This is a genomic window from Thiorhodococcus mannitoliphagus, assembly GCF_010915725.1.
GTDB classification, from domain to species: Bacteria; Pseudomonadota; Gammaproteobacteria; order Chromatiales; family Chromatiaceae; genus Thiorhodococcus; species Thiorhodococcus mannitoliphagus.
The window spans coordinates 20,729-32,307 of record NZ_JAAIJR010000061.1; the positions used below are offsets into that span (position 1 = coordinate 20,729).

The following is an 11,579-nucleotide window of genomic DNA, read 5'->3' on the forward strand; positions in this document are numbered from 1 at the left end:
TTTGCGAAACGGGGAAGTTGTTGATGGTCAATTTCTTAGCTTCGCACCATCCGTTCAGCGCATCCGGCTCGAGGTGGGGGATAGACTTTAAGCGCCGTGGTCTAGCATACTGATCCGCAATATGATGATCGCGACGCTCTTTGATGCACCTCAGCGATGGCCGCTCCAAAGGCACGCGGCATCTCGGGCCGGCGGCAAGCTTCTGAGCGAGAGACCATGAGCATCGACTGGAACGACTATCCCTGCAACGACTTCTACGATGAGCTGGTGGCGTCCCCTGGTAAGGGGCGCGCGGCGGTCGAGGGTCTGCTGGCGGACTTGGAGGAGCTGGGTCCGGACGAGCTGGTCGCGCGGCAAGAGGCCGCGGACGTCGCCATCAAGGAGATGGGCATCACCTTCACGGTCTATTCCGAGGAAGGTGGCGCCATCGATCGAACCTGGCCCTTCGACATCATCCCGCGCATCATCCCGCAGTCTGAATGGGAGCGTGTCGAGGCGGGCCTCAAGCAGCGCGTTCAGGCGCTCAACCTCTTCATCGACGACCTCTACCACGATCAGCGCATCATCAAGGACGGGGTCTTTCCGGCCGAGGTGCTCGCCAAGTCGGTCAACTTCCGGCCGCAGTGCGTCGGCATTGACCCGCCGCTCGGGATCTGGGCGCACATCTGCGGCTCGGACCTGGTGCGCGACGGGGACGGCATCCTCTATGTGCTGGAGGACAATCTCCGGGTGCCCTCCGGCGTCTCCTACATGCTCGAGAACCGCTTGGTCACCAAACGCGTCTTTCCCGAGCTGTTCGAGCACTATGCGCCCCTGCCTGTCGATGACTATCCCTCGCAGCTCTTCGATACCCTGGCAGCCCTGTCGCCGCGGCCAGCGGACTACCCAGAGGTGGTCGTGCTCACGCCGGGCATCTACAACTCGGCCTATTTCGAGCATGCCTATCTGGCGCAGCAGATGGGCTGCGAGCTGGTCGAGGGCCGCGACCTCTTCGTCGACGATGAAGACTGCGTCTACATGCGGACCGTCGACGGTGCCGCGCGGGTGGATGTCATCTACCGTCGGATCGATGACCTCTTCCTCGATCCAGAGGCCTTTCTGCCCGATTCCGCGCTCGGCGTGCCCGGTTTGCTGCGGGCCTGGAAGGCGGGCAAGGTCGCGCTCGCCAATGCTCCGGGCGCCGGTGTGGCGGATGACAAGGTCGTCTACGCCTTCGTTCCGGAGATCATCAAATACTATCTGGATGCGGACCCCATCATCCCGAACGTGCCCACCTACCGCTGCATGGAGCCCGACGCGCTCGCCTACACCTTAGAGCACATGGAGGAGATGGTTGTGAAGCCGGCCAACGAGTCCGGCGGCTACGGGATGCTGGTCGGCCCTGCATCGACGAAGGCTGAGCGAGACAAGTTCGCCGAGCTGATCAAGAAGGACCCGCGCAACTATATCGCTCAGCCTGCGCTCAAGCTCTCCACGGTGCCCACCATCATCGGCCAAAAGCTGGAGCCGCGCCATGTGGATCTGCGTCCCTTCATCCTTTCTGCCGACCGGCAGCAAGTGACCATGGGTGGTCTGACGCGGGTCGCCCTGCGCAAAGGCTCACTGGTGGTCAACTCCTCTCAGGGCGGCGGCAGCAAGGACACCTGGATCCTGCCCGAGCAGTCTGAAGTCAACTAGGCGAGAAGCCCACTGATCTAACGGAGCGGATTCGATGCTGTCGCGTGTTGCAGAAAACATCTATTGGCTGTCGCGCTGTATCGAGCGCGCGGAGAACACGGCGCGTATCGTCACCGTGAATGCCAACCTGCTGATGGATTTGCCCAAGGGTATTGCGCCCGGCTGGCGTCCCTTGGTCGATATCACGGGCGCGAATGCGCTCTTCGAGGAGCACTACAAGGATTACGGCGAGCGCCAGGTCTTGAAGTTCCTGATCGGAGACGAGCGTCATGCCAGCTCGATTCTCTACTCGCTGGAGGCCGCCCGCGAGAATTGCCGGACCATCCGCGACTTCGTCCCGCGCGAGGCCTGGGAGCTGCTCAATGAACTCTATCTCTATGCGCGGGAGCAGCTGCAAAAGGGACTCACCAAAGGCGGGCGGCACACCTATCTCAAACACATCGTCCAGAGCATTCAAACCATGGCCGGCATGCTCTCCGGAACCATGCTGCACGACCAGGGTTACGATTTCCTCCATCTAGGGCGCTTCCTTGAGCGCGCCGACATGACGACGCGCATCATTGACGTGCGCTCGGCGAGCCTGTTGCCCGCGGAAGCCACCGAGCTGCGGCCCTATGAGACCATCCAATGGGTCAGTGTGCTCAAGTCCCTGACTGCCTATCAGGCCTACCGGCGCAGCGAGCAGGTCCGCGTGCAGCGCGGGGCGGTGCTGCGCTTCTTGCTGCAGCATGACGCCTTCCCGCGCTCGGTCGGCCACTGCCTCTCTACGGTGCGGGTGAGCTTGGAGAAGCTGCCGCGCAACGAGGCTCCGCTGCGGGTGCATGGCCGTCTCAAGCGTAACCTGGAGGCCGTGGTGCCTGGGCGACTGAGCCATCAGCAGTTACATGCCTTCGTCGACGAGCTTCAGGTCGGCGTCGGCGAGCTGCACGACGAGGTCGCCAAGACCTGGTTCCCGCCGCCTCCCGAGTCGCAATCTCAGTCGCAGAGCCAGGGTTGATCGCGTCGCTGCACCGTCCTGTTCAAGCCTGCGGCTCAGTCTGATCTTCTAAGCCGGTCGCTAGGTCCCGCAACGTCAAGCCATTGAGTGCGTCGTCGAGGGCCGCCTCCAGTGCGGATTCGACACGGGCCACGCCAGGCTCCGGCGACGCTTCTTGAAAGCCACTCCAGGTCTCCTCGTAGCCGCGGACGTGCCGCAGCAGCTCGATGACCCTGATGCCTTCGGGCGCACGACCAAGCACGAATCCAGCTGTGTCGCTGTCCTGTCGGTCGATCTTGACGATGTAGCCGGCACGCTCCAGCATCTTCAGGACGCGCTGGATATTGAGGTTCGGAAGCTGCATCCGCTTCGATAGCAGCTCACAGTCACAGGGCGGCGCGCCGCTCAGATGGCGTTGTGTGATCTCGGCGGCGATCGCAAGCGCCAGGTGCTCGCGCAGCCGGTTGCTCAGGCGGATCTCGCGGTTTGCCGTCGTCAGGTATTCGGGATGCTGGTGGTAGAAGGCGACGCTGGTTCCGATCAGCAGGATGAGCCACCCCAGATAGACCCAGATCATGAAGAGCACCAGGATGGCGAGGCTCGAGTAGATCGCCATATAGCGGGTGGAGCCGGCCATGAAGGTCGAGAAAACGCCGCCCACGACCTCCCAAAGCAGACCGGCAATGAAGGCCCCGATGAGTGCCGAGGGGACGCGCACCCGCGTATTGGGGACGAACAGATAGACGAAGGCAAAGGTCAGGGAGATCATCAAGTAAGGCGCGAGAACGCTCGAGATCTCGATCAGCTTGCTCATCGGGGCCAAGTGCATGACGGATTGCACGAAGGTGTTGCTTCCCAGCGAGGCGGACAGGCCGACGGCGGAGAAGAAGAGCACGGGGCCGATCAAGAGTACGCTGAGGTACTGCGTGAAGCGCTGCCCGATGGGACGGATCTCCGTCACGCGCCAGGCGTAGTTGAAGGCCCCCTCAATCTTTTGGATGAGCGAAAGGACCGTGTAAAGCAGTAAGGCCAAACCGACCGAACCGAGCACGCCGACCCGCATGTTGTCGACGAATCTGATGATAAGGTCGGTGATCTCTGGTGCGGATGCTCCGAGCGGCTGGAGCGCGCTCATCAACAGCGGCTCGACCTGGTTGTGGACGCCGAAGCCCTTGAGCACGGAGAAGCTAACGGCGAGCAGGGGCACCAGGGACAGCAGCGTGGTGTAGACCAGGCTCATGGCGTGCAGCGTGAGGTTGCCTTGCGTCAGATCCCTTGTGACCGCGTAGAGGAGCCGTCCCGTCCAGACGAGCTTGGCCTGCCAGGGCGGTCGTTGAGCCAGGTTTGGCCCCCAGAGCAAATGGTTAAGGCGTGTCGACAAGGTTGGATTGCGGTCCATGGCTTCCAGAAGGGCTTGATGCGTGGTGGCTGAATTGTGACATGGACGGCAGGGAAGCGAAGCCTTTGAACCTCGGTCTTGCGGCTGGACGCGCCTCCAACGCGGCTGTCATGTCCTGCCATCCGGAATCTCAAGGCCGATTCCCCCAGGCTCGGTCTCGCCTGTTGACGATGTCCGGCCAAAGATCATTGGCGACTGCCGGCTCTATCAGAAGGATTCATCTCCATGACGTTCTCGAAGCGACCCAAAGGCTTCATCGCCGTTGTACCGACGCTTCTGCTGAGCTTCTCAGTGCTCGCCGGTGGCTTGATGCGGGTTCCGGGAACGCCAGCGGCGGCCGACTTCGAGCTGATGGCTCCGGGCGGTAGTGTCCATCGGTTAGCGGACTCCCTGGGCCGCCCGCTCGTCCTGAATTTCTGGGCCACCTGGTGTCCGCCCTGCCGGACGGAGATGCCCTCACTGCAGCGCGCCTATGAGCGGCTCGGAGAGGAGGGCATTGATGTCCTTGCCATCAGAAGCTGTCTGTAAACTCCTAGGGAGGCTTCGCCTCAGACCGACGAGTCATGCCATCGGGATCGCTATCGGGATCGGAATCGCTATCGTCGGTTCGATCCCGATCCCGATCCCGATCCCGATCCCGATCCCGGCGGCCTTGGATGGTCGGACGCTTCGTCGAAATTTGACTCATCTGCAAGCATTTTGCGACCTCAAGGATCCTAGGAGCCTCTACGATGATTTCCAGACAGCCTCTCAATGTGGGCGAGGACCCCGAGACGGTCGATCGCTTTCGGCAGGACTTCGGCCTCGAGCTTCCACTTCCCATCGATAGCGATGCCAGTGTCATGCGGAGCTATCCGATGAGCGGGCTACCGACGACCTTCGTCATCGACACCCAAGGCCGCTTGGCGCTGCGGACCACGGGTGAGCCGGTTTGGGATCATCCCGAGATTCTCGAGCCGGTGCGTGCCTTGAAGTGACATCGCGTTCCATGCTGCTCCCTGAGCAGCGTTGAGCCGAGATGCGGCAGTTTTGACCGCAGGCGTTTTAGCCGCAAAGGCGCGAACGGCACGAAGAGGAGCCCTGGCTCGATCGGCTCGGGTCGTGCCCGCTCTGTGCGGTTCCACGGCGCTCGGCCAGGTCAAAAGGAGCTCGTCACCGCGCCCTTTCTTGGCTGAATCATGTGGTGGGAACTGGCTTCCAATCCGTGCTGTCAAGCCTCAGTTGAGCGCCCTGAACGGCATCAAAAAAAGGCTTGACAAGGCCAGTTTCAAGGGGATGCAGATACATCTGTCTCGATCCTTCTTGGTGGCTTTAAGTCGCTGATTCAAAATAAGTTTCATCTCCCTCCTCGCCGACTCCACAAGCCCGCCTATCCGACCGCGGGCTTCGATGGATATTTCCGTATCTTCAGACCGGGGTCCAGTGGTTAGACTAGCCAGCCGCATTGGGTTACCCCCGTCAGATCCACTCACTATCACAGGGCATTCGTGAATCCGAGCTTCGTTCATCTGCATCTGCATTCCGAGTACTCACTGGTCGATGGCCTGGTCCGGATCAAGCCGCTCGTCAAGGCTGCGGCGGGGGCCGGCATGCCGGCGGTCGCGGTCACCGATCAGGGCAATCTCTTCGCGCTGGTGCGTTTCTACAAAGCCGCCGTCGGTGCCGGGCTCAAGCCCATCGCCGGGGCGGATCTCTGGGTTCGCAATCCGGAGGACCCCAATCAGTCGCATCGGCTGGTGCTGCTCGTTCAGAACGCGCAGGGCTACCTGAATCTAACCAGACTCATCTCGCGCAGCTATGTCGAGGGTCAGCACCTTGGTCTCCCTCAGGTCGAGCGCGACTGGATCCTCGCGGCGAGCGATGGCCTCATCGCACTGTCCGGCGGGCCGTGCGGTGACGTGGCCCAGGCACTGCTGAAGGGGCGCGCGGACCTTGCGGACCAGATCCTCGATTCCTGGCTGCAGGCCTTCGGTGATCGCTACTACCTGGAGCTGATTCGCACGGGGCGGGAAGCTGAGGCCGAGCTGATCGAATCGAGCGTCGCGCTGGCCAGCCGTCGCGGCGTCCCCCTGGTGGCGACCAACGACGTGCGCTTCATCGCGCCCTCGGACTTCGAGGCGCACGAGGCCCGCGTATGCATCAACCAGGGGCGCACCCTGGACGATCCGCGCCGACCGCGCGATTACAGCAAGGAGCAGTCTCTGCGCACGCCCGAGGAGATGGCGGAACTCTTCGCCGATCTGCCCGAGGCGCTGGAGAACTCGGTCGAGATCGCCAAGCGCTGCAATCTGGAGCTCAAGCTCGGCGACAATTTCCTGCCGGTCTTCCCGGTGCCCGAGGGGATGACGATCGACAGCTTCTTCGCCGAGGAGTCGCGCAAGGGGCTCGAGTGGCGCCTGGATCGAACCTTCGACCGCGATGCCCCGGACTTCGCCGAGCGGCGCAAGGTCTATGACGAGCGGCTGCAGATCGAACTCGACGTCATTCTGCAGATGGGCTTCCCCGGCTACTTCCTCATCGTCGCGGACTTCATCCAGTGGGCCAAGGACAACGGCATCCCGGTCGGGCCGGGGCGCGGCTCGGGCGCGGGCTCCCTGGTGGCCTACGCGCTGAAGATCACCGACCTGGATCCCATCGAGCACGATCTCCTGTTCGAGCGCTTCCTCAACCCCGAGCGCGTCTCCATGCCCGACTTCGACGTCGACTTCTGCATGGAGGGGCGCGACCGGGTCATCGATTATGTGGCGCGCAAGTATGGCCGCGACGCCGTCTCGCAGATCATCACCTTCGGCACCATGGCGGCCAAGGCCGTGGTGCGCGACGTCGGCCGTGTCATGGGACAGCCCTACGGCTTCGTCGACAAGATCGCCAAGATGGTGCCCTTCGAACTCGGCATGACGCTCGAAAAGGCGTTGCAGGAGAGCGAGGATCTCAAGCGCGCCTACGATGACGACGAAGAGGTACAGGCCATCATCGACATGGCGCGCATGCTGGAAGGGCTGACACGCAACGCGGGCAAACATGCCGGCGGCGTCGTCATTGCGCCCACCGTGCTGACCGACTTCGCGCCGCTCTACTGCGAGCCCGGCGGCGAGAACCTGGTGACCCAATACGACAAGGACGACGTCGAGCAGGTCGGCCTGGTCAAGTTCGACTTCCTGGGTCTGCGCACCCTGACCATCATCGACTGGGCACTCAAGACGGTGAACGAGGGCCGCGCCGCCAAGGGCGAGCCGCCGATCGACATCAATCGCATCGATCCCCACGACGAGGAAGCCTTTGCCCTCCTCAAGCGCTGCGAGACGACCGCCGTCTTCCAGCTCGAATCGCGCGGCATGAAGGAGCTGATCAAGAAGCTGCAGCCCGACAACTTCGGCGATATCACCGCCCTGGTCGCCCTCTTTCGCCCCGGTCCGCTGCAGTCCGGCATGGTGGACGACTTCATCGACCGCAAGCACGGCCGCGCCGACGTCGCCTATCCGCATCCGGATCTGGAACCCATCCTCAAGCCGACCTACGGCATCATCCTCTATCAAGAGCAGGTCATGCAGATCGCCCAGGTCCTGGCCGGCTACTCGCTCGGTGGTGCCGACCTGCTGCGCCGCGCCATGGGCAAGAAGAAGCAGTCCGAGATGGACAAGCAGCGTGCCATTTTCATGGAGGGCTCTGGAAAGCGCGGTGTCGAGCCGGAAACTGCGACCTATATCTTTGATTTGATGGATAAATTCGCTGGATATGGGTTCAATAAGTCCCATTCGGCCGCCTACGCCCTGGTCAGCTACCAGACCCTTTGGCTGAAGACGCATTATCCGGCCGCCTTCATGGCTGCGGTACTGAGCGCCGATATGGACAACACCGATAAGGTGGTGACCCTGATCGACGAATGCCGCGAGATGAAGCTCAAGGTGGAGCCGCCGGCCATCAACCGCTCCGCCTACCAGTTCACCATCGCCGACGATCGCACTGTCATCTACGGCATGGGCGCCATCAAGGGCGTGGGCGAGTCCGCGATCGAGTCCATGATCGAGGTCCGCAAGGCGGGCGGCCCCTTTCGCGACCTTTGGGACTTCTGCTGCCGCATCGATCTGCACAAGGTCAATCGCCGCGTGCTGGAGGCCTTGATCCGGGCCGGGGCGCTCGATGAGCTTGGTCCCAACCGTGCGACCCTCATGGTTCACCTGCCGCTGGCGCTCAAGGCGGCCGAGCAGCACAACGCGACCCAGGCGGCCGGACAGGCCGATCTCTTCGGCGCGCTCGAGCCGAGCGCGGCCCCGGCCCCGGATCCGCAGCTGGTCGGCGAGGTCAAGGCCGACTGGGAGGACGAGCAGCGTTTGCAGGGCGAAAAGGAGACCCTGGGGCTCTATCTCACCGGCCATCCCATCGACCGCTATGACGACGAACTCAATGCCATGTCCGGGATGCGTATCGCCAAACTGCTGGAGTCCGACCGCGAATTGGGTCGCCGCGACCGGCGTGATCGGGAGAAGCGCACCGTGATCGGGTTGGTGGTCAGCGTGCGTCACGGCAAGACCCAGCGGGGGCGCATGGGTTCGGTCGTGCTGGACGACCGCACCGGACGCATCGAGGCTGCCGTTTTCTCGGAACTCTACGAGCAGACACGCCAGCTACTGGTGCCCGATCAGATCCTCAGCATGACCGGCAGCCTCAACTTCGACGAATATCGTGACTCCTGGTCGCTGCGGGCGGACAGCATCCGTACCTTCGAGGAGGCACGCGAATCCAGCGCGGATCATCTCCAGCTCGTCCTTGACCTCTCCGACGACAGGGCGCACGCCGAGGGTGGGGCAAGGCTGGCGGCGTTGAAGGAGGCGCTCGCGGCCTTTCGTGAAGGCGACACGCCCGTGCGTCTGACCTACCGCCGCCCAGGTGCCGAGGGCGAGCTGATGCTCGGCAATGCCTGGCGTATCCAGCCGAAGGACGCCTTGCTCAAGCGGCTGCGGAAGCTGCTCGGGCCAGCCGCTGTGCGCGTCTCTTATGAGCGCCCGGCGCTGGCCGCGCCTCTACCGCAGATGCAAGCGCCGGCCTTGAAGGCGGTCTCCTAAGGAGACTGTTCGACTTCGGGGCCGAAGCGATCAGACGAGGACATTGCGGCTGATCGCTCGGCCCAAATCAGCAGCGTCGGGGAGGTTCTAACCAAGTGTCTACCGCCTTTATCCTGAGACGACTCGCGGCCGTCTTGCTCTTTGTTGCAGCGGCGGTCTTGACGGTCCAGCTCGTCGCCGACCTCAACCGCATCAAGGTCCTCAAGACCGACCTGGCCGAGGTCTATCACGTGCGCTATGGCCTGCTGGATGCGGATGAGTGGGTGGATCGGATCTCGGCGGTCATCGAGAAGCGTGTCAGCGAACTCGACTTGACCGAGGAGAATCGTCCTCAGGTGGTCAAGGCGGTCGAGCAAGTCCTGGAGACCATGCTGGTCGAACTCGAGCGCTACCTGCGGCGGCGCAATATCAAGCGCGGCGGAAGCTGGATGGACCAGCTGCAGGGCGCCCTACAGCAGGGCATCCAGGACATGCTGATCGACTTCGACAAGCTGCGGCGGCAAGTCCCTCAATACGCCGAGATCGTGGTCGACCAGCTCAGCAAGCCAGAGGTGCAGGAGGAGATCAAGGCGCAGCTCACCAGACTGATCCGTCAGACCTCTGACGCGACCTTTGCCAAGGTGGATCGCTCCGCGCTGAACGCGCTCATGCTGCGCTATAGCTGCGTCGACCGGGAAAGCTGTGCCGCGACCCTGGAGGCGAGGATTGCCATGGAGCAGCGACCCTTGCAGCAGCGGCTTGGCATGCTCCTGGGTCTGGTGGCGCTGCTCTTTCTGCTGTGCATGACAGGGCGCTCCAGGAGTGAAGCGGGGGAGGGCGCGCCTGGGCGAGCAAGCTTCGATCCCTTCAAGCTCTTTCTGCTCACCGGCGCCACGGTCATCCTGCTGCTCGGCGGCATTCTGACGCCCATGATCGAGATCGAGGCCAGCATCACCGAGCTTCAGCTGACCTTCTTGGGCGAGCCCATCGTCTTCACGAATCAGACCCTCTATTTCCAGACCAAGAGCATCTTCGAGGTCGTGCGCATCCTGGTCGAGACCGGGGCCGCGGACATGCTGCTGGTCGCCGTGCTCATTACGCTCTTCAGCGTCGTCTTCCCGGCGATCAAGGTGGTGATGACCTACCTCTACTACTTCGACCTGCGTCAGGCGCGGGCGTCGGCGCTGGTCCGCTTCTTTGCGTTGCGCTCGGGCAAGTGGTCCATGGCTGATGTGCTGGTCATCGCCATCTTTATGGCCTATCTCGGCTTCGATGGGCTCATCGGGAGCCAGCTTCGCAGCCTCACCCGCCCGCCGGACGATGGCGGCTCGGCGTCCGGCGCGCTCGGGACGCAGATCCTGACCACCAATGGCACGGCGTTGGAGCCCGGATTCTATCTCTTCCTCGGCTTCGTGCTGGCAAGTCTGCTGTTATCGGCTACGCTGGAAAGGCACTTCGGGGAGTCCCATCCAACCTGATCCTTGAGTCATTGGAGGCGAGTCGTGTCTTGGTTTAGGTCTTACTGGCTTCGTCTGCTTGCAGGTCTGCTTGGCACGACACTCTTGATGTCGGCAAGCCTGGTGATCGGCGCTGAATGGAGTGGGACCTTGCAGGATGGGTCGCGCGTCGAGGTCGACCCCTCGACGCACCGAGCCTGGCGCACGGATGGCCAGCAGAGAGCACCCCTTTGGGACGGCGTGCACCGCTTGGACGACGGCTCCGTGGTCATCGTCCAAGGCGGCAGGGCGGTGCAGAGCCAAGGCATGCTCGAGGCTTGGGATCCTGCCTCGCCCGTCTCCGTCCTGCCCCAAACCTCGGCCTGTTACGAACTCGTCGATCGCGTGTGCGGCCTGGACTTCCGCTGCAGCTTGTCCGATCCCTGCCGCCTTGCCAATGATCTCGTCGACATGGCCAAGGCGGCGCTGACAGCCAAGTCCACCTCACAGCTGGATGGCGGTGTCGAGGCACAGTGCCGCGAGGCGCTAACCAACGACTTCTTCGTGCCCTGCGAATAGTCGGGGGCCTAAACCTGGGGCGCGTCGTTGAGCCCGATCAATGGGAAGGGAACGCATCTCTCTCCGGTCTTCGCCCAGCCTTGTTGTCTGTCACATTCGTTCACCGGCCATTTCTCGAATTGTTTCACGCTGACGATGAGAGCCTTTCCCGGATTGCTCGCTGCGGTGAGGTAAAGGCAGGAGGTGGAATCGTGTGAGGCGATGGGGGCGGCTGAGGTAGAGGTCGTCAGGGGGTGCTGGGGGTTTCGAGCTTGGAGCCGAGCACGGGCGTGCCCCGACGGGCGTTCGCCCGCCGAGGTGAGGTTAATCAGAAGGAGCTGGGATCGTCGAAGTCGGTCTCGAAGAGGTCGCCCTGACGCTGCCGGAACGACTTCTCTTCGGCGTCGAGGTCACTGCAGAACTCCTGACATACGCCCATTAACTCGCTGAAATGGTGTTATAATTCTGGCTTGAATCGATAAATAAATACG

Annotated in this window: 8 protein-coding genes; 7 read left to right on the plus strand and 1 reads right to left on the minus strand. The window is 62.7% G+C overall.

Annotated elements, in window-relative coordinates:
- Positions 1–216 precede the first annotated feature (216 nt).
- The gene (locus G3480_RS15060; RefSeq protein WP_164654713.1) at positions 217–1,677 is read left to right on the plus strand and encodes a circularly permuted type 2 ATP-grasp protein; all 1,461 of its coding nucleotides are present in this window, start codon (positions 217–219) and stop codon (positions 1,675–1,677) included.
- A 34-nt stretch (positions 1,678–1,711) separates the two neighbouring features.
- Positions 1,712–2,674: an alpha-E domain-containing protein gene (locus G3480_RS15065; protein WP_164654714.1), complete on the plus strand. Its 963-nt coding sequence runs from the start codon at positions 1,712–1,714 to the stop codon at positions 2,672–2,674.
- Between the two features lie 22 nt (positions 2,675–2,696).
- Here the strand turns inward: G3480_RS15065 and G3480_RS15070 are convergent, their stop codons facing one another.
- Positions 2,697–4,052 carry a YhjD/YihY/BrkB family envelope integrity protein gene (locus G3480_RS15070; RefSeq protein WP_164654715.1) on the minus strand — a complete coding sequence of 452 codons (1,356 nt, stop codon included), beginning with the start codon at positions 4,050–4,052 and terminating at the stop codon, positions 2,697–2,699.
- A gap of 225 nt (positions 4,053–4,277) precedes the next feature.
- On the opposite strand from G3480_RS15070, the gene G3480_RS15075 reads away from it, so the two are divergent.
- The 5 genes from G3480_RS15075 to G3480_RS15100 all read left to right on the plus strand — a co-directional run bounded on the left by G3480_RS15075 (position 4,278) and on the right by G3480_RS15100 (position 11,109).
- The gene (locus G3480_RS15075) at positions 4,278–4,580 is read left to right on the plus strand and encodes a redoxin domain-containing protein (RefSeq protein WP_164654716.1); all 303 of its coding nucleotides are present in this window, start codon (positions 4,278–4,280) and stop codon (positions 4,578–4,580) included.
- A 203-nt stretch (positions 4,581–4,783) separates the two neighbouring features.
- Positions 4,784–5,029 carry a TlpA family protein disulfide reductase gene (locus G3480_RS15085; RefSeq protein ID WP_164654717.1) on the plus strand — a complete coding sequence of 82 codons (246 nt, stop codon included), beginning with the start codon at positions 4,784–4,786 and terminating at the stop codon, positions 5,027–5,029.
- 510 nt (positions 5,030–5,539) lie between these two features.
- Complete coding sequence (dnaE, locus tag G3480_RS15090) at positions 5,540–9,115, plus strand: DNA polymerase III subunit alpha (RefSeq protein WP_164654718.1); 3,576 nt, start codon at positions 5,540–5,542, stop codon at positions 9,113–9,115.
- Positions 9,116–9,210: 95 nt separating this feature from the next.
- Positions 9,211–10,572, plus strand: a complete 1,362-nt coding sequence (locus tag G3480_RS15095) for a paraquat-inducible protein A (RefSeq protein WP_164654719.1) — start codon at positions 9,211–9,213, stop codon at positions 10,570–10,572.
- A gap of 24 nt (positions 10,573–10,596) precedes the next feature.
- The gene (locus tag G3480_RS15100; RefSeq protein ID WP_164654720.1) at positions 10,597–11,109 is read left to right on the plus strand and encodes a hypothetical protein; all 513 of its coding nucleotides are present in this window, start codon (positions 10,597–10,599) and stop codon (positions 11,107–11,109) included.
- The last annotated feature ends 470 nt before the right edge of the window (positions 11,110–11,579 follow it).

Coding starts and splice junctions, on each gene's coding strand:
- G3480_RS15065 (WP_164654714.1), top strand. CDS start 1,712: ATGCTGTCGCGTGTTGCAGAAAACATCTATTGGCTGTCGCGCTGTATC.
- G3480_RS15085 (WP_164654717.1), top strand. CDS start 4,784: ATGATTTCCAGACAGCCTCTCAATGTGGGCGAGGACCCCGAGACGGTC.
- G3480_RS15075 (WP_164654716.1), top strand. CDS start 4,278: ATGACGTTCTCGAAGCGACCCAAAGGCTTCATCGCCGTTGTACCGACG.
- G3480_RS15060 (WP_164654713.1), top strand. CDS start 217: ATGAGCATCGACTGGAACGACTATCCCTGCAACGACTTCTACGATGAG.
- G3480_RS15070 (WP_164654715.1), bottom strand. CDS start 4,052: ATGGACCGCAATCCAACCTTGTCGACACGCCTTAACCATTTGCTCTGG.